The 18428-nt window shown below is 72.2% G+C and carries 16 protein-coding genes; 10 read left to right on the top strand and 6 right to left on the bottom strand.

Annotated features, from left to right (window positions below; all coding sequences use genetic code 11):
• Both ASF38_RS18270 and ASF38_RS02790 read right to left on the bottom strand, forming a co-directional pair.
• On the bottom strand, nucleotides 1-1492 hold a 1492-nt coding region (locus ASF38_RS18270; protein ID WP_200914377.1), incomplete at its 3' end, for a cell wall metabolism sensor histidine kinase WalK.
• Nucleotides 1489-2181: a response regulator transcription factor gene (locus ASF38_RS02790; RefSeq protein ID WP_056573502.1), complete on the bottom strand. Its 693-nt coding sequence runs from the start codon at nucleotides 2179-2181 to the stop codon at nucleotides 1489-1491. The genes ASF38_RS02790 and ASF38_RS18270, both read right to left, overlap by 4 nt.
• Before the next feature lie 289 nt (nucleotides 2182-2470).
• Between ASF38_RS02790 and efeO the strand changes: the two genes are divergently transcribed.
• From efeO to ASF38_RS02770, 4 genes are all read left to right on the top strand, one after another.
• Nucleotides 2471-3604: an iron uptake system protein EfeO gene (gene efeO / locus ASF38_RS02785; protein WP_056573499.1), complete on the top strand. Its 1134-nt coding sequence runs from the start codon at nucleotides 2471-2473 to the stop codon at nucleotides 3602-3604.
• Nucleotides 3605-3635: 31 nt separating this feature from the next.
• Nucleotides 3636-4910 (top strand): iron uptake transporter deferrochelatase/peroxidase subunit, encoded by a 1275-nt coding sequence (gene efeB / locus ASF38_RS02780; protein WP_056573496.1) that lies wholly within the window; start codon nucleotides 3636-3638, stop codon nucleotides 4908-4910.
• A gap of 66 nt (nucleotides 4911-4976) precedes the next feature.
• Entirely contained in the window at nucleotides 4977-6527 is a 1551-nt protein-coding gene (locus ASF38_RS02775) for a succinic semialdehyde dehydrogenase (RefSeq protein ID WP_055963658.1), read from the top strand.
• A 93-nt stretch (nucleotides 6528-6620) separates the two neighbouring features.
• On the top strand, nucleotides 6621-8312 hold the full coding sequence (locus tag ASF38_RS02770; protein ID WP_056573494.1) for a GMC oxidoreductase: 1692 nt from the start codon (nucleotides 6621-6623) through the stop codon (nucleotides 8310-8312).
• A gap of 154 nt (nucleotides 8313-8466) precedes the next feature.
• Here ASF38_RS02770 and ASF38_RS02765 read toward each other — a convergent pair whose 3' ends face one another.
• The gene (locus ASF38_RS02765) at nucleotides 8467-10038 is read right to left on the bottom strand and encodes an adenylate/guanylate cyclase domain-containing protein (RefSeq protein WP_056573491.1); all 1572 of its coding nucleotides are present in this window, start codon (nucleotides 10036-10038) and stop codon (nucleotides 8467-8469) included.
• Between the two features lie 138 nt (nucleotides 10039-10176).
• Between ASF38_RS02765 and ASF38_RS02760 the strand changes: the two genes are divergently transcribed.
• Nucleotides 10177-10575, top strand: coding sequence for a cyclic nucleotide-binding domain-containing protein (locus ASF38_RS02760; protein WP_055963666.1), 399 nt, complete (start codon nucleotides 10177-10179; stop codon nucleotides 10573-10575).
• Nucleotides 10576-10700: 125 nt separating this feature from the next.
• Here ASF38_RS02760 and ASF38_RS02755 read toward each other — a convergent pair whose 3' ends face one another.
• Nucleotides 10701-11519, bottom strand: coding sequence for an adenylate/guanylate cyclase domain-containing protein (locus tag ASF38_RS02755; RefSeq protein WP_056573488.1), 819 nt, complete (start codon nucleotides 11517-11519; stop codon nucleotides 10701-10703).
• Nucleotides 11520-11732: 213 nt separating this feature from the next.
• On the opposite strand from ASF38_RS02755, the gene guaA reads away from it, so the two are divergent.
• The gene (gene guaA / locus ASF38_RS02750) at nucleotides 11733-13292 is read left to right on the top strand and encodes a glutamine-hydrolyzing GMP synthase (RefSeq protein WP_056556165.1); all 1560 of its coding nucleotides are present in this window, start codon (nucleotides 11733-11735) and stop codon (nucleotides 13290-13292) included.
• A 143-nt stretch (nucleotides 13293-13435) separates the two neighbouring features.
• A complete protein-coding gene (locus ASF38_RS02745) occupies nucleotides 13436-13957 on the top strand; it encodes a class I SAM-dependent methyltransferase (protein WP_235497356.1) in 522 nt (173 codons plus the stop codon).
• A gap of 23 nt (nucleotides 13958-13980) precedes the next feature.
• Here the strand turns inward: ASF38_RS02745 and ASF38_RS02740 are convergent, their stop codons facing one another.
• Nucleotides 13981-14376 (bottom strand): nuclear transport factor 2 family protein, encoded by a 396-nt coding sequence (locus tag ASF38_RS02740; protein ID WP_056557170.1) that lies wholly within the window; start codon nucleotides 14374-14376, stop codon nucleotides 13981-13983.
• 116 nt (nucleotides 14377-14492) lie between these two features.
• Between ASF38_RS02740 and ASF38_RS02735 the strand changes: the two genes are divergently transcribed.
• Both ASF38_RS02735 and ASF38_RS02730 read left to right on the top strand, forming a co-directional pair.
• Entirely contained in the window at nucleotides 14493-15125 is a 633-nt protein-coding gene (locus ASF38_RS02735) for a hypothetical protein (RefSeq protein WP_156366757.1), read from the top strand.
• Between the two features lie 17 nt (nucleotides 15126-15142).
• A complete protein-coding gene (locus tag ASF38_RS02730; protein WP_156366756.1) occupies nucleotides 15143-15589 on the top strand; it encodes a GNAT family N-acetyltransferase in 447 nt (148 codons plus the stop codon).
• Nucleotides 15590-15599: 10 nt separating this feature from the next.
• Here ASF38_RS02730 and nhaA read toward each other — a convergent pair whose 3' ends face one another.
• The gene (gene nhaA / locus ASF38_RS02725; protein ID WP_056573480.1) at nucleotides 15600-16877 is read right to left on the bottom strand and encodes a Na+/H+ antiporter NhaA; all 1278 of its coding nucleotides are present in this window, start codon (nucleotides 16875-16877) and stop codon (nucleotides 15600-15602) included.
• A gap of 185 nt (nucleotides 16878-17062) precedes the next feature.
• Here nhaA and ASF38_RS02720 point away from each other — a divergent pair.
• A partial coding sequence (locus ASF38_RS02720; protein ID WP_082480291.1) for a gamma-glutamyltransferase occupies nucleotides 17063-18428 on the top strand: 1366 nt, incomplete at its 3' end.

The raw sequence follows: 18428 nt of genomic DNA, 5'->3' as shown, positions 1-18428 counted from the left end.
CCCCGAGGAGCCCGACCCACTCACTCGCGCGCAGCACCGTCATCGAGGCGAGGGCGACCCCGAGTGCCACGCCCACGACCGTGAACGGGTCGGCGGAACCGCGGGAGCGACCGCGTGCCGCCGTCAGCACGACGGCAGCGACGGCGAGGGCGAGCAGCAGGGAGCCGACGCCGATCGGCTGGTCGACGATCAGCAGGGAGCCGAGCACGCCCACGCCGGCCGAGGCGAGGAGCAGCGGCACCTGCGGGGGCAGCGCGCGCTCGGGCCACAGGCGGGCCAGCAGGTCGTCGGCTCGCCCGGTGGAGGGTGGTACCGCGACGTCCGGCGCCGGTGCGGTCGTGCCTGGGCGCTGGGGAGGGGTGCTCGTGGTCATGGGGGTGCTCCTCGGGTCGATCGTCGGGAGGGTCGATGCCTGGGCGGCGGTCGGACGGGGCGTGGGACGGGGGTCGCGCGGCAGGGTGGCGCGCAAGTGCGCTCCCGCGGTGGAGGGCACGACGTCGACGGTGCCGCCGTGCAGCTCGCAGACCCAGCGGGTGATCGCGAGCCCGAGGCCGGTGCCACCCCCTGCGTCGGGGCCGGTGCCGAACCGCTCGAAGACGCGGTCCTCGAGGTCGGACGGGATGCCCGGGCCCTCGTCGCGGACGTCGAGGTGCCACCGGCCGTCCTCGGCCGAGGCGCTCACCCGGACCGAGCGCCCGGTCGGGCTGTGCCGGACGGCGTTGTCGACCAGGTTCGCCACCACCTGGGCGAGTCGACCGGGATCGGCGCGGACGGCGAGACCCGTCGGCGACACCTCCACGGTCACGGACGTGTCGCGCCCCCGGTCGGGGCTCTCGTCGACGACGGACCGCACGAGCGACTCGACGTCGACGTCCTCGAGGCGCAGCGGCGCCACACCCGCGTCGATCCGCGACAGGTCGAGCAGGTCGGCCACCAGGTCGCTCAGGCGCTCCGCCTGGTGCAGCGCGGCGCCGAGCGCCGCGTCGTCGGGCTGGACGACGCCGTCGGCCAGGTTCTCCAGCAGCGCCCGCTGCGCGGTGAGCGGGGTGCGCAGCTCGTGCGCCACGGTCGCGACCAGCTGGCGGCGCTCGCGGTCGGTCGACTCCAGCGCGGCGGCCATCGCGTCGAACGCGCGGGCGAGCCGGCCGACCTCGTCGTCGGACGTCACGCCGACACGGACGCCGTAGTCGCCCGCCGACATGTGCGCGGTGGCGTCGGTCATGGTGCGAAGCGGCGAGGTCATGCCGCGGGCGAGCCACTGCGTCACGAGCAGCGCGGCCCCCACCGTGACCGGCAGGGAGACCCAGACGGGCAGGCCGGCCCGGTCGCCGATCTGGGCGAGGAGTGCGGCGACCACCGTGCTCGCGCCGACGAGCAGGCCCAGCTTGGCCTTGATCGAGCCGACCGCGTCGAGCGGACGCGCGCCGCCCGTCGGTCGAGCGCCCGTCGGTCCAGTGCTGGTCGGACTCGTGCTGGGAGGTCGGGGGCTCATCGTTCCTCCAGGGCGTACCCGACGCCGTGCACCGTGCGCACCCGGTCGGCGCCGATCTTGGCGCGCAGGGCCTTCACGTGGCTGTCGAGCGTGCGGGTGCCCGAGGCGTCGGACCAGCCCCACACCTCCTGCATGAGCTCCTCGCGGCTGCGCACCGACCCGGGCTCGGCGGCGAGTGCCGTGAGGAGGTCGAACTCCAGCGGCGTGAGGTGCACGTCGGCACCGTCGACCCTCACCCGACGCGTGGCGCCGTCGACGGCGAGCGAGCCGACGGTGCGCGTCGGCGCTGCCTGCGCGACCAGCTCGGCGGCCCGGTCGACGCGGCGCAGGAGGGCGTGGACGCGGGCCACCAGCTCACGCTGGCGGAACGGCTTGGTCACGTAGTCGTCGGCGCCGACGCCGAGGCCCACGAGCACGTCGGTCTCGTCGTCGCGTGCGGTGAGCATCAGCACGGGGACCGGACGCAGGGCCTGCACGCGTCGGCACACCTCCAGCCCGTCGAACCCGGGGAGCATGAGGTCCAGCACGACCAGGTCGGGGTCGTGCTCCTCGAACGCGACCACGGCCCCCGGCCCGTCGTGCGCCTGGACCACGTCGTGGCCCTCGGCGCGCAGGCGGTCGGTCACCATCTGGTTGATGAGCGGCTCGTCCTCGACGACGAGGATGGTGCGACGGGCTTCGGCGGTCATGGACCCGACCCTAGGTTCGCTGCGCGTCCCGGTGTGGGGGAGCGACCTGGAGATCGTGTGAAGATCCGTCGGCCGCGTGCCCCCCCTGCCCCCCATCGGTGGATCCTCAACCGCAGCGGCAGCCTTGCGGTTGAGGATCCACCGATAGGGGGCGGGTCGAGGGGGCGGGTCGAGGGGGCGGGTGAGCGGCCGGCGCACGTCACACTCCGGATCGTTGCGTGGGGGAACGGGTGCGGGACTACCATGGTGAGGCTGTCCTCACCTGGACGCCCGTTCCCGAAGGATCCTCATGCACCGCAGTCTCGCCGCCACCGGCCTGGTGGCCGTCTCCCTCTCCCTGCTCGGCGCCTGCGCCGAGAAGCCGGCCGCGGGCGACGGGACCGTCGCCGTCGCCGCATCGGACTCCTCATGCGAGGTGTCCGCCACGAAGCTCGACGCCGGCCCGACCACCTTCCAGGTGACCAACAAGGGCTCCAAGGTCACCGAGTTCTACGTTTACGCCGAGGGCGACCGCATCATGGGCGAGGTCGAGAACGTCGGCCCCGGCCTGTCGCGGGACCTGGTCGTCGACCTGCCGAAGGGCTCGTACGAGGGCGCCTGCAAGCCGGGCATGGTCGGCGACGGCATCCGCCAGACGCTGTCCGTGACGGGCGCGCCGGCGAAGGACCTGTCGGACTCCGAGGAGCTCAAGGCCGCCGCCGCGAGCTACGAGCGCTACGTCGAGAGCCAGACCGGCGCCCTCATCGACAAGACCACCGAGTTCGTCGACGCCGTCAAGGCCGGCGAGGTCGACGAGGCCAAGGCGCTGTTCCCGCGGGCCCGCACCTACTGGGAGCGCATCGAGCCCGTCGCCGAGATCTTCGGCGACCTCGACCCGATCACCGACGGTCGTGAGCCCGACGCGAAGGCCGAGGGTCGCGACTTCACCGGGTGGCACCGCATCGAGAAGCAGCTGTGGGTCGAGGGCGACACCAAGGGCATGGACCCCTACGCCGACGAGCTGCTCGCCAACGTGAAGAAGGTCGTCGAGCTCAGCAAGGAGCAGCCGCTCACCGCGCTGCAGCTGGCCCAGGGCTCGAAGGGTCTGCTCGACGAGGTCGCCACCGGCAAGATCACCGGTGAGGAGGACGAGTTCAGCCACACCGACCTGTGGGACTTCAAGGCCAACATCGAGGGGTCCCAGGCGGCCATCGCGGCCCTGCGCCCCGTGCTGGAGAAGGCCGACCCCGAGCTGGTGACGCTCATCGACCAGCGCTTCGAGGCGCTCGACACCGAGCTCGACCAGCACCAGGACGCCGACACCGGCGAGTGGGTCGGCTACGACACGCTCACGAAGGCACAGGTCAAGAAGCTCTCCGACGCCGTCGCGGCCCTGAGCGAGCCGATCAGCAAGGTCGCGGCCGTCGTGGCCGCCTCGGCGTGACCACCTGCCCCACGGGCTCGAGCACGGCAGGATGGCCGTCGTGACCGAGCGCAGCGGTGTCTCCCGTCGTTCTCTGCTGGGGGCGGCCGGGGTCGGCGCGCTCGCTGCGGGGGCCGCCGGTGGCTACGCGGTGGCCGCCACCCGCGACGAGCCGGTCGCGCCCGACCCCGACGCGGTCCCGGTCGCGTTCGAGGGCCGGCACCAGGCGGGGATCCTCACCCCGGCCCAGGACCGTCTGCACTTCGTGGTGCTCGACGTGACCACCGAGAGCCGTGACGAGCTGGTGTCGCTGCTGAAGGAGTGGACGCAGGCCGCGCGCCGCCTCACGCAGGGCAACGAGGTCGGGGTGTACGGCGCGGTCGCCGGGACCCCGCTCGCCCCGCCGGAGGACACCGGGGAGGCGTTGGGTTTGCCCGCGTCGGGCCTGACCCTCACGATCGGCTTCGGCCCCAGCCTCTTCGAGCGCGACGGGAAGGCCCGGTTCGGCCTCGACGGTCGACGGCCCGACGAGCTCGTCGACCTGCCGGCCTTCTCCGGCGACCGGCTCGACCCGGCGCTCACCGGTGGCGACATCGCCATCCAGGCGTGTGCGAACGACCCGCAGGTGGCCGTGCACGCGGTCCGCAACCTCGTGCGCATCGCCTTCGGTCGGGCGTCGGTCCGCTACACCCAGCTGGGCTTCGGACGCACGTCGTCCACCTCGGCCGCCCAGGTGACGCCGCGCAACCTCTTCGGGTTCAAGGACGGGACGGCCAACGTCAAGTCCGAGGACCGCGACGTCGACGACGTCGTGTGGGTGCAGGAGTCCGACGGACCGGACTGGCTGGTGGGCGGGTCCTACCTGGTGGCCCGACGCATCGACATGCGCATCGAGACGTGGGACCGCGAGCCGCTGGCCGGTCAGGAGGCGATCATCGGCCGGGCCAAGGGGTCGGGCGGACCGCTGTCGGGCGGCGACGAGCACGCCGCGATCGACCTGGCCGCCAAGGGCGCCGACGGCGAGCCGGCCATCCCCACCCTCTCGCACGTGCGGATGGCGCACCCCGACTCCAACGGCGGCGCCAAGATCCTGCGCCGCGGCTACAACTTCGTGAACGGGACCGACGGTCTGGGCCAGCTGGCGGCGGGGCTGTTCTTCATCAGCTTCCAGCGCTCGCCCGAGCAGTTCGTGCGCATCCAGCGCACCCTCGCGGGCAGCACCAACGACGCGCTCAACGAGTACATCGTGCACCGCAGCTCCGGGTTGTTCGCGTGCCCGCCCGGACTCGGGGCGAAGGGGTTCTGGGGCGAGGGCCTGCTCGGCTGACGTGTGACGTCCCCGATGTGACACAAGCCCTGTCGCGTTCCACATACCGGCGGTATCCTGAGCAGCATGTCCGCCGCCAGCGTCGTCCCCGCCTCCCGCGTCACGAGCCTCACCGCCCTCATCCGCAGCACGAGCGGCGAGACCCGCACCACCCGCACGCCGCTCACGGGCGAGGCCGTCGCGGAGATCCCCGTCTCCTCGATCGACGACGTCGAGGCCGCGTTCGACGCCGCCCGCATCGCCCAGGAGCGCTGGGCCCGCACGCCGCTCGAGGCCCGGTCGGCCGCGCTGCTGCGCCTGCACGACCTGGTGCTCGCCCACCAGGACGAGCTGCTCGACCTCATCCAGCTGGAGTCCGGCAAGGCCCGTGCGCACGCCTTCGACGAGGTGGCCCACCTGGCGCTCACCGCCCGGTTCTACGCCCGGCGCCTGCGCAGCCAGCTGCGCACGCGTCGGCGCAACGGCGCCCTGCCCGGGCTCACGAGCGTGCACGTGAACCAGGTGCCGAAGGGGGTCGTGGGCGTCATCAGCCCCTGGAACTACCCCCTGACCATGGCCATCGCCGACGGTCTGCCCGCCGTCGCCGCCGGCAACGCCGTGGTGCACAAGCCCGACAGCCAGAGCCCGCTGATCGCGCTCGCCGGCGTGGAGCTGCTGCGCCGCGCGGGCATCCCCACCGACGTCTGGCAGGTCGTCAGCGGGGCCGGCTCCGTCGTCGGGACCGCGATCATCGAGCGCGCCGACTACATCTGCTTCACGGGCTCCACCGCCACCGGCACCCTCGTGGCCAAGCAGGCCGCCGAGCGGCTGGTCAGCTGCTCGCTCGAGCTCGGCGGCAAGAACCCGATGATCGTGCTTCCCGGTGCCGACGTCGAGCGCGCCGCGGCCGGCGCCGTCAACGCCGCCTTCTCCTCGGCGGGCCAGCTGTGCGTGTCCATCGAGCGCATCTACGTGCCCGAGGCGCTCTACGACTCCTTCCGCGACGCCTTCGTGCGGCGAGTGCGCGCGCTCAGCCTCGGCGCCAGCTTCGACTGGGACGCCGACATGGGCTCGCTCATCTCCCAGAGCCAGGTCGAGACCGTCACCAAGCACGTCGACGACGCCGTCGCCAACGGCGCGACCGTCCTCGCCGGTGGGCGGGCCCGGCCCGACCTCGGCCCCTACTTCTACGAGCCCACCGTCCTCGAGGGCGTCACCGAGGCGGCCGCCTGCTTCGCCGAGGAGACGTTCGGCCCGCTCGTCTCGCTGTACCGCTACCGCACCGTCGAGGACGCGATCGCGCTCGCCAACGCCGGCGAGTACGGCCTGAACGCGAGCATCTTCGGCCCGGTCCGCCAGGCGCGCCTCGTCGCGCCGCGCATCAAGGCCGGCACGGTCAACATCAACGAGGGCTTCGCCGCCACGTTCGGCAGCATCGACGCCCCCATGGGCGGCATGCGCAGCTCGGGCGTGGGCCGCCGCCAGGGCGCCGAGGGCATCCTGCGCTACACCGAGCCGCAGTCGGTGGCCGTCCAGCGCGCCGTGCCGATGGCCGGCCCTGCGTTCGTCCCCGCCAAGACCTACGCTCGGGCCCTCACGCTCGGCCTCAAGGTGCTGCGACGCACCCGGCGCGCCTGACCCCCAGCACGACCCCCCCAGCACGACACCGCAGCGTCTCGCTCCCGCACGACCCCACCCAGCACGACCCCGCAGCACGACGAGAGGTATCCCATGGCATTCGACCACGACGTCATCGTCATCGGCTCAGGCTTCGGCGGCAGCGTGTCCGCGCTCCGCCTGACCGAGAAGGGCTACAAGGTCGCGGTGCTCGAGGCCGGCAAGCGCTTCCGCGACGAGGACTTCGCCAAGACGTCCTGGCGGCTGCGCAAGTTCCTCTGGATGCCGCAGCTGGGCTGCTACGGGATCCAGCGCATCGACAAGCTCAAGGACGTCCTCATCCTCTCCGGTGCCGGCGTGGGCGGCGGGTCGCTCGTGTACGCCAACACGCTCTACGAGCCGCTCGACCCGTTCTACAAGGACCCCGCCTGGGGCCACATCGCCGACTGGAAGGCCGAGCTGGCGCCGTACTACGACCAGGCCAAGCGGATGCTCGGCGTGGCCACCTACCCCTTCGAGACCCCGGCCGACCGGATCATCAAGAAGGTCGCGGCCGACATGGGCGTGGAGGGCACGTTCCACCACACGCCCGTCGGCGTGCTGTTCGGCGACGAGCCCGGCGCGAAGGTCGCCGACCCGTACTTCGGCGGCGCCGGACCCGACCGCAACGCCTGCATCAACTGCGGTGAGTGCATGACGGGGTGCCGGCACAACGCCAAGAACACGCTCGTCAAGAACTACCTGCACCTGGCCGAGCAGAACGGCGCCGAGATCCAGGCCCTGACGACCGTCGTGTCGGTCACGCCGCTGCCCGGCGGGGGCTACGCCGTCGAGACCCGTGGCACCAACAAGCGCTTCCGCAAGCACAAGGTCATCACCGCCGAGCAGGTGATCTTCGCCGCCAGCTCGATGGGCACCCAGAAGCTGCTGCACCGCATGAAGGACCGCGGCGTGCTGCCGAAGGTCTCCGATCGCCTGGGCCTGCTCACGCGCACCAACTCCGAGGCGCTCCTGGGCTCGATCTCCGACGGCAAGGACATCGACTACTCCGAGGGCGTGGCGATCACCTCCTCGTTCCACCCCGACGAGTACACCCACATCGAGCCGTGCCGCTACGGCCGCGGCTCCAACGCGATGTCGCTGCTGCAGACCGTCCTCACCGACGGCAGCCTGCCGACGAAGCGCTGGAAGACCTGGCTCAAGGAGATGTGGAACCAGAAGCGCAACCTGTTCAAGCTGTACGACCTGCGGCACTGGTCCGAGCGCACCATCATCGCGCTCGTCATGCAGACGCACGACAACTCGATCACCACGTACACGAAGCGCAACCTGCTCGGCCGCAAGGTGCTCACGTCGCGCCAGGGCCACGGTGCGCCCAACCCGGCGTTCATCGAGCCCGGGCACGTGGCGGTGCAGCGCATGGCCGAGCACATGGGGGGCACCCCCGGCGGCACCATCGGCGAGCCGTTCAACGTGCCGCTCACGGCGCACTTCATGGGCGGCGCCTGCATCGGCGACTCGCCCGAGACGGGCGTCATCGACCCGTACCACCGCCTGTACGGGTACGAGGGCCTGCACGTGGTCGACGGCTCCGCGATCAGCGCGAACCTGGGCGTCAACCCGTCGCTGACCATCACGGCCCAGGCCGAGCGGGCCATGGCCTACTGGCCCAACCGTGGCGAGACCGACGTCCGGCCCGCCGTGGGCGAGGGCTTCCGGTCCATGGAGCCGATCGCACCCAAGAGCCCCGTGGTCCCCGACGACGCCCCCGGCGCCCTCCGGCTGCCCATCGTCGGGGTCAGCTGAGGCTTCGGCCGTCGGCTCACGATTCCCATCAGGTGATGGGAATCGTGAGCCCACCATGGCTTCCCCTCACTCACCACGGGTTGCACCCGCAGGTGGGTGGGGGATTCCCATCAGCTGATGGGAATCGTGGGACAGGCGTGGCCGGCTCGTGGCCTCAGGACGTGGACGAGGTGCGCCGCGGCACCGCGGTCCGCGTCTCGTCGGAGCGGCCGCGGAGCACGGTGCTGCCGTGCGACGCCCAGTGTGCCGACTCCTCGGAGCCGGCCGCCTCGACGGCCTGCAGGTCGGCCAGCACCCCGCCGTCGACGTCCTTGGCCAGCTCGGTGAGGCGCGACGCGGCGTTGACCGCGTCGCCGATGACGGTGAACTCGTAGCGGGACTCGTCGCCGACGTAGCCTGCGACGGCGCGGCCGGTGGCCACCCCGATCCCGGCGCGGACGCCGACGAGCTCGGTCTCGAGCCGTTCCCCGATGCGACGAGCGGCCGCGAGGGCCTGCCCGGGGTGGTCGTCGAGCGGGCGCGGTGCGCCGAAGACCGCCAGCACCGCGTCGCCCATGAACTTGTTGACGAGACCGCCGTGGGCGTCGACCTCGGCGATGATCACGCCGAAGTAGTCGTTGAGCATGCCCACGACCTCGTCGGGGTCGCGCTGCTCGGCGTACGTGGTGGAGCCGACGAGGTCGGTGAACAGCACCGAGACCTCGCGGGTCTCACCGCCCAGCCGGATCTCCCCGAGAGCAGCCTCGGCCACGTCGCGTCCCACGTGCCGCCCGAAGGCGTCGCGCAGCCGCTCCCGCTCGAGCAGGCCCGTGGACATCTGGTTGAAGCCGGACTGCAGCATGCCGAGCTCGGAGCCGTCGAACACCTCGATGGTGGTGCCGAACTCGCCGCGCTCCACCTCGCGCATCGCCGCGGTGACCCCCGTGATCGGCTGCACGACGGCGCGCGCCGTCAACCACATGACGAAGAAGCCGAAGCAGAGCACGACGCTGCCGAGCACGAGGGCGACGACGGCCAGCTCGCTGAGCGTCAGCTGGTCGGTGGAGAGGGCCAGGATGCCCACCACGACCAGGCCCACGACGGGTGCGCCCGTGCCGAGCCACCAGAACATGAGGACCCGGGTGGCGGCGCCGAGCCCGCGCGGCTTCTTCATGACCGCGCCGCTGAGGGCGCGTGCGGCCACGGGCCGCATCGCGAACTCCGCGAGCAGGTAGGCGATGGTCGTGACGACGATGGAGGCGATGCCGACCGTGAGACCGGTCGACAGGGCGCGCTCCTCCTGCACGACCAGCGAGAGCACCGTGAACAGGATGGTCGCGAGGATCCAGAGCGCGGCCTGCAGCAGGGTCAACATGCGGGGGGCGCGCAGCGCGCGGCGTCGGTCCTTGGGCCCGGGCTCACGTCCCTCGATGGCCCACCGCTGCGCCTTGAGCGTGGCCGACGTGCCCCAGGTGGCGCCGACGAGCACCGCGAGCCCGACGTAGCAGGGCACGGCCACGGCGAGCGCGTACGCCATGTCCCGCGTGGGCGCGGGGCTGGGCACCACGAAGACCGAGAGCACGAAGACGATGCCGGCACCGATGACGTTGGTGCTCACCAGGAAGAGGGTGAGCAGCAGCTGGATGCGGAACCTCAGCCGGCTGGGGTCCTGCTCGGCCGGACCGAGCAGCACCGACCCGAAGGCACGCCGGGACCGGGTGGCCGAGCGGGAGGGACGATCGTCCACGTCGGACCTTCCAGGGCTGGCGGTGGGGACGTGCGGCAGCGTACCGTCAGCATGCCGCGGCGTGTCCTCCCTCCGCTCGAGTCGTTGGACGAGTTGCGGCGCCCTCCCACCCCGGTGTCGCACGACCGAGAGGAAGCCATGGCACGCAAGGCAGACCGCGAGACCATCGACGCACTGACGCGCGTCACCGACTTCGACGCCGAGACCGTCGAGAAGCTCGCCGGCGTCGGTCGTCCGGTCAACATCCCCGAGGGCTGGGCGGTCATGATCGAGAACACCCCCGCCGACAAGGCGTACATCATCCTCGAGGGGACGATGGAGGTGCGGCGCCAGAAGCAGCCGATCGCCGAGCTGGAGGCCGGCGACGTGATCGGTGAGATGGCCCTGGTCAACGGCAAGCTGCGCAACGCGACCGTCGTGGCGAAGACGCCCGTCAAGGCCCTGCACCTGACCGACTCCGACGTGGCCGAGCTGCTCGACCACGACCCGAACTTCGCCTCCAAGCTGCAGCAGAAGGCCACCGAGCGCCTCGACTGATCCCCCCCGAGCGGTGAGTTCTCCACCGAATCGGGCGGCCACGCCCCGCGCGGTGCGGATTCCACCGTCTCAGCGCTGAGACGGTGGAATCCGCACCGGCCGAGCGGGGGGCCGAGCGCTCGCGCTCAGACCTTCCAGTCGATCGCGTGGACGACCTGCGTGCCCGGGATCCCCTTGAGGTCGACCTCGCGGCTCTCCAGCACGGCGGGCCTGTCCTCGCCGTGGGTCTCCTCCAGCGACTCGAGCGCACCATCGCTCACGAGCACCTCGCCGCCCTCGGCCTGGGCCGCCACGCGTGCCGCGTAGGCGACGTTGCGGCCGAACAGGTCGCCGTCGCGGTGCACCGCCGAGCCCTGGTGCACGCCGATCCGCACCGCCACCCCGCTCAGGCGTGACCCGGGCCGCGCACGGGTGATCCGACGCTGCACCTCGGCCGCGGCGGCCACCGCCTGCGCGGCGTCGGTGAACGCCACCATGAATCCGTCGCCCTGGGTCTTGATGACGTAGCCGCCGTTGCGGCTGACGGCCCGGTTGACGACAGCGTCGTGCCGCGAGAGCAGCTGCACCCAGCCGCGGTCGCCCAGGGCGTGGTTGAGGGCAGTCGAGCCCTCGATGTCGGAGAACAGGATCGCCACGGTCCCGTCGCGCGAGGCCATGCGGGCGAGGTCGGGACGCTCCACGTCGGCCCAGCGGGCGAGGTCGTCGATCGAGCTGCGCAGCGTTCCGCTGAAGCCCTTGTCCTTCAGGCTGATCGCGGTGCCGACGACGGTGCGGACGGCGTCGGACGGCGTGGGCACCAGCCGGATGCGCGGCCGTTCGGTCCGGATCGCCCGCTTCAGCTGCGCGATGCGGCGGCGTGCGCCGAGCAGCAGGCCCCAGGCCACGACGAGCGACACGGCCAGCGCGGCGCAGGTGACGGAGAGGACGATCTCGAGGACGGACATCGCAGCCAATCTACGGCGCTGGGGCGGGGGAGTGCCGGACAGCACAGGACCCGGCCTGGAGGGAGCTCACGGGCCGGGTCCTGTATGTGCCACGAGGAGCGGGCACGGTGGATCTCACGGGAGGGAGTGTAGTGAGATCCGTCCTGATCAACGACGCTCCCCAGAGGGGGTTACGAGGGTCTGGAGAAATATTTCGACCGATACGATGACGGGGTGACTCCAGACCACGACCTCGTCCTCGTCGTCGACTACGGCGCCCAGTACGCGCAGCTGATCGCGAGGCGGGTCCGCGAGGCGCGCGTCTACTCCGAGATCGTGCCGCACACGATGCCCGTCGAGGAGATCCTCGCCCGCAAGCCGGCCGCGATCATCCTCTCGGGCGGCCCGTCGTCGGTGTACGAGCCGGGCGCCCCCCAGCTCGACCCGACCATGGTGGAGTCCGACGTGCCGGTCTTCGGCATCTGCTACGGCTTCATGGCCATGGCCGCGGCGCTCGGCGGCGACGTCGCCCGCACCGGCCAGCGTGAGTACGGACGCACCTCGGTCGAGGTGCTCGACCCCGGGACCCTGCTCCAGGGACTGCCCGGCCCCATCACCTCGTGGATGTCGCACGGCGACGAGGTCGTCGGCGCACCCGACGGCTTCACCGTCAACGCGCGCTCCCCGCGGGCGACGGTGGCGGCGTTCGAGAACACCGACCGCCGACTGGCCGGGGTGCAGTGGCACCCCGAGGTCCTGCACTCCGAGCACGGCCAGCAGGTGCTGGAGCGGTTCCTCGTCGACATCGCCGGTTGCCGCCAGACGTGGACCAGCGTCAACATCGTCGAGGAGCAGGTCGAGAAGATCCGCTCCGAGGTCGGCGACGCCCGGGTCATCTCGGCACTGTCCGGCGGCGTCGACTCGGCCGTCTCGACCGCTCTGGTCCAGCGCGCGGTGGGCGACCGGCTCACCGCCGTCTTCGTCGACCACGGGCTGCTGCGCGAGGGCGAGGCCGAGCAGGTCGAGCGCGACTACGTCGAGGCCACGGGGGTCGACCTCAAGGTCGTCGACGCGAAGGACCGGTTCCTCGGCCACCTGGCGGGGGTGAGCGACCCCGAGACCAAGCGCAAGATCATCGGCCGCGAGTTCATCCGCGTGTTCGAGGAGGCCGAGCGGGAGGTGCTGGCCACCCCGGGCCCGCCGGTCAAGTTCCTGGTGCAGGGCACGCTCTACCCCGACGTCGTCGAGTCCGGTGGCGGCGAGGGTGCGGCCAACATCAAGAGCCACCACAACGTCGGCGGCCTGCCCGAGGACCTCGAGTTCTCGCTGGTGGAGCCGCTGCGGACACTCTTCAAGGACGAGGTGCGCGAGGTGGGCCGCCAGCTCGGCATCCCCGAGGCCATCGTCGGCCGGCACCCGTTCCCCGGTCCCGGCCTCGCGATCCGCATCGTCGGCGCGGTCGACGCCGAGCGGCTCGCGATCCTGCGTCGGGCCGACGCGATCGTGCGCGAGGAGACCTCGGCGGCCGGGCTCGACGGTGACATCTGGCAGTTCCCGGTGGTGCTGCTCGCAGACGTCCGCTCGGTGGGCGTGCAGGGCGACGGCCGCACCTACGGCCACCCGATCGTGCTGCGCCCCGTCTCCAGCGAGGACGCGATGACCGCCGACTGGAGCCGCCTGCCCTACGAGGTGCTCGAGCGGATCTCCACCCGCATCACCAACGAGGTGGAGGACGTCAACCGCGTCGTCCTCGACATCACCAGCAAGCCGCCGGGCACCATCGAGTGGGAGTGAGCCGGGCGGGCTGACCTGCGAGCACCCGTCGCGTGGACGGTCGTCCGGTGCGAGAGGTTGGGGACATGTCACTCGAGTCCGTCCGTGGTTCGTACGGAGCGAGAGCGGACGAGTACGTCGAGGCGGTCGGCCGGATCGAGCACGTGGCCGCCCCCGACCTGGCACTCGTCGAGAGATGGGCCCGCCGCATCGAGGGGCCTGTGCTCGACGTCGGCTGCGGCCCCGGACAGTGGACGCACCATCTCGCCGGACTCGGCACGGATGTCGAGGGCGTCGATCCCGTGCCCGAGCTGATCGAGAGGGCGCAGACCGCCTACCCCGACCAGCGCTACCGGGTCGGGCGAGCCGAATCCCTGGGCGTCGACGACGGTTCGCTCGGCGGTGTGCTCGCGTGGTACTCACTGATCCACACTGCCCCCGAGCAGATCGGCGCAGCCCTGACCGAGCTCGCCCGGTGCATCCGGCCCGGCGGCGGTCTCGCGCTGGGGTTCTTCACCGGGCCGACGCTGGAACCGTTCGAGCACGCGATCACCACGGCCTACTACTGGCCCGTCGACCTCTTGTCGTCCGAGGTCGAGGGGGCCGGCTTCGCCGTCACGCACACCGAGTCGCGAACCGATCGCCCCGCCCGGTCGCACGGAGCGATTCTCGCGACCCGCGCGTGACGTGACCGGGAAGCTCGGGCTGCTCAGGCCGGTCCGGCGCCGCGCTGACGGTCGAAGGCCGCGCGGATCGGGGCGGTGTCGTACACGATGTGCAGCCGATCGATCCGTCCGTCCGCGTCGAGCTCTGCCACGTCGACCACGGTGAAGGGTGCGGGCTCGCCGCTGGCCAGGGTCCAGTCGAAGTCGAACCACAGGCTCACGACGGTGCGGCCGTCGACCTCGCCGGTCATCGTCGTCCGCAGCGTCAGCCGCGACTGCCCGGTGTCGGCGAGCAGGAGCGGGTAGAACTCGGTCGCCGGGAGGGTGCCGTACAGGGGCGAGACCACCGTCGCGCCGGGGGCGAACAGCGCCAGGACGCCGGCGAGGTCGCCGGCCTCGAGTGCCTCGAGGTAGCGGTGGGAGAGCTGCGCCGGTTCCATGCCCCGATCTCACCACGGACGCGTCCGACCCCACTCCATCGGGACGTGTTGCTAGTGTCGAGGGCTGTGCTGGTCGTCGATCCCGGACCGGCTGTCGATCTCGGGAGGTGCCGCGCGTGAACCCCAAGCTGAGGCTGGTCCTCGTCGGCCTGGTCCTCGTGGTGCTCGCCGGCCTCGGCGGCTGGGCCCTCATCGGCGGTGGAGGCGACGACGCCGAGCCGCTCGCCTCACCCAGCTCTGAGCCGGAGGCCACGAGCAGCCCCTCGGCCTCGCCGTCGCCGACCGGGACCCCGAACCCCACCGAGTCGGCCACTACGAGCTGCGAGGACGCCGACACCCAGTTCAACGTCGAGGGCGTCGAGCAGGACAGCCTGCTGCCCGACTGCGGGACCCGCGTGGTCAACGTGCGCCAGCAGGAGGCGTCGGGACTCGACCTTGGCTGCGGCGGCACCTACCCGGTGATCCTCTACAAGACCACCACCACCGACGGCTCCAAGGCGTCCGTGTGCGGGCGGAACTCCTCGGGCGAGCGGTTCCGTGTGGTCGTGAAGCCCGCGGGCGACGACGTCGTCGACATGGCCGGCGACTACGACCCGGGCAACGACGCGTTCGTCGGCGAGAAGGGCTCCACGCTCTACGAGATCGTCGGCCGCAACGGCTCGATCGTCGTGTCCACCGAGAACGGCAGCCGCACGCTCGAGTCCGACGGCGACTGGAGCTCGCTCGACAACGAGCCCGACGGGGACTGACCACGGTGCTCGTGCCGGTGCGTGCCGCTGACGTGCCGGACCTCGCTCGCTTCCTCCGCGACGCCGACCTGACGGTCGCCGGGCTCGACGCCCCAGGCCTGCGCTGCTGGATCGAGCGCGACGTCGACGGCGCCGTGGTCGGGAGCACCGGCTACGAGGCAGGCGACGACGGGGCGCACGTGCTGGTCCGCAGCGTCGCCGTGGCCCCCGAGCGTCGTTCCGGCGGCCACGGGACCCGACTGGCGCGATTCGCTCTCGACCGGGCCGCCGAGTCCGGCGCCACCACGGCCTGGCTGTTCAGCCGCCGGTCCGGTCCGTTCTGGCAGGGCCTCGGCTTCGTGCCGGCCGACCTCGCGGACCTGGCCGGGGCACTCGCCACCACGCAGCAGGTGCAGCTGTTCGCCCGCACCGGCCAGCTCGACGTCGAGCGTGCGTGGTCGCGGCCCCTCGTGCCGGCGTCCTGACGCCCGCGTCTCAGCCCTGGTAGACGTCGGGGATGCCGTCGGCGTCGTCGTCGCGGGTCTCCCGCTCGTGGATGAGCCGGTACGTGCGGTTGCGCAGGCGCAGCACCACCACGGCGAGCAGGGCCGACGTGAGCGAGCCGAGCAGCACGCCGACCTTCACGTGCTCGTCGGACTCGCTGCCGACACCGAACGCCAGCTCGCCCACGAGCAGCGCGACGGTGAACCCGATGCCCGCGAGCAGCCCGACGCCGACGAGGTCGATCCACTCCAGGTCGTCGTCCAGCTCGGCCTTCGTGAACCGGGCCATGAGCCAGGTGAAGAGGAGGACGCCGAGCGGCTTGCCGATCACGAGCCCGGCGATGATGCCCAGGGTCACCGGGTCCCGCAGCGCCTCGACGAACCCGGAGGCGCCCTCGATCGCCACGCCTGCGGAGAAGAACGCGAAGACCGGGACGGCCACGGTCGAGGACAGCGGCCGCACGATCTCCTCGAGGTGCTCGGCGAGGCCCGGGCCCTCCTGGCCGTCGCGACGCAGGACCGGGACGGTGAAGCCGAGCAGCACGCCGGCGACGGTGGCGTGCACCCCGGAGGCGTGGACGAGGGCCCAGGCGGTGACCGCGAGCGGGATCAGCAGCCAGGGCGAGCGGATGCGCTGCTGCACGAGGGCGCCGAACGCCGCGATGGGCAGCAGGGCGAGCAGCAGCCAGATCGCGTCGAGGTCGGACGTGTAGAAGATCGCGATGATCGTGATGGCCAGGAGGTCGTCGACGATCGCCAGCGTGAGCAGGAACAGGCGCAGGCCGGTGGGCAGGAACGAGCCGACGACGGCGAGCACGGCGATGGCGAAGGCGATGTCGGTGGCGGCCGGGATGGCCCAGCCGACCGGTCGGCCGGCGTCGTTGATGCTGTTGATCGCCACGTAGATCAGCGCAGGCGTGGCCATGCCACCGATGGCGGCAACGATCGGGACGGCGGCCCGCGAGGGGTCGCGCAGGTCGCCGGCGACGAACTCGCGCTTGAGCTCGAGGCCGACGACGAAGAAGAAGATCGCCAGCAGGCCGTCGGCGGCCCACGCGCCGATGGAGAGGTCGAGGTGCAGCGACGCGGGACCGATCACCGTGTCGCGGACCTGGGCGTAGGTGTCGGTGGTGTTGGCCGCGATGAGCGCGAGGATCGCCGCGATCATCAGCAGCGCACCGCCGAAGGTCTCGGCGCGCACCAGCTCGCCGATGCGTTGGGTCTCGAGCCAGGAACCGCGGGTGAGCAGGCGACGGCGGGGGGTGGTCATGGGGTCACGATCTCCAATGGGGTCGATGAACTGACGCCGACCAGACTTCCCGGCACACCGCGACCAACTCTACCGGCGGCCGCCCCCACGACGCGATTCGACGGGATCGTGACGTCCTCCTCGCTCCCGATCGTCATCGACCCGTCGGATCGCGGGGTCGGGGCGCGGGAGACTAGCCTGCGTCCATGCCTGACGTCGCGATCGCCGCACCCAACGAGGCGGCGGCCGACGCGGGGGAGCAGGTGGCCCTGGCCGGTGGGAACGCGGTCGACGCCGCCCTCGCCGCCGCGCTCGTGACCATGGTCAACGAGGTCGGCATCGTCTCGCTCAGCTCGGGCGGGTTCGTCACGGTCCAGCCGGCCGACGGGTCCGCGCCGGTCACCGTCGACGGGTGGATGGACATGCCGGGCCGCGGCTCACGGTCCGGCCCCTCGACGCCGGCACGGCCCGACACCGAAACCGATCCCGACACCGGGACCTGGGACGTCCGCACGGACTACGGCGGCGGCGTGACGGTCACGATCGGGCCGGGCTCGGTGGCCGCGCACGGCGCCGTGGCGGCCTTCGAGGAGACGCACGCGCGCTGGGGGTCGGTGCCGTGGCGCGAGATCGTGGCGCCCGCCGTCGACGTCGCGCGCGGCGGGTTCCGGCTGGGGTCGGCGTCGCGGTACTACCTGGAGTACGTGCACGACGACATCTTCGGGTGGGACGAGCAGAGCCGGGCCTGCGTGCACGACGCCTCCGGTGCCGTCACGACCGACCTGGTGGTGGTGCCCGACCTGGCCGCGACGCTCGAGGTCATCGCGGCCGACGGTGCGTCGGCGCTCCACACGGGCGACCTGGCTCGACTGATCTGTGACGACGTGCAGGCCCGCGGTGGCCTGCTGGGCCGCGAGGACCTCGCGGCGTACCGCCCGGTCGTGCGTCCGGCGCTGCGGGTGGAGCTGGGGGACTGGACGCTCGGCACCAACCCCACGCCGGCGGTGGGTGGCGTGTGCGTCGCGGCGATGCTGCGCCTGCTCGACGGCACACCGCACGCCGTGGTCGACGGCCGCTGGTCCGAGGCCGACGTCGCCCGCCTCGTCGAGGTGCAGCGCGCCGTGCTGGGCCACCGGCTCGACGTGCTCGACCACAGCCACGACCTGGTGGCCGACGCGCTGGCCTACCTGGCGTCGGTGGACGACGAGGTGCGGTCGGCGGGCTCGACCGCGCACGTCTCGGCGACGGACGGCGACGGCGGAGCCTGCTCGGTCACGGTCTCGTCGGGCTACGGCTCGGGGATGATCGCGCGGGGCACCGGCATCTGGCTCAACAACTGCCTGGGGGAGCAGGAGCTCAACCCCCGCGGCCTGCACGGGCTGGAGCCGGGCACGCGCCTGCTGTCGAACATGGCGCCCACGGTCGCGCACCACCGCGACGGTGCGGCGCTGGCGATCGGCTCGCCCGGCGCGGACCGGATCTCCACGGCCGTCGCCCAGGTGGTCGCGGGCTTCACGAACGGCGGCATGGGGCTGCAGCAGGCGGTGAACCATCCGCGGGTCCACGTGCACC

It is taken from the genome of Aeromicrobium sp. Leaf272, assembly GCF_001422865.1.
In the GTDB taxonomy this organism is placed as follows: Bacteria; Actinomycetota; Actinomycetes; order Propionibacteriales; family Nocardioidaceae; genus Aeromicrobium.
This window is presented reverse-complemented; position numbering and strand designations above follow the sequence as displayed.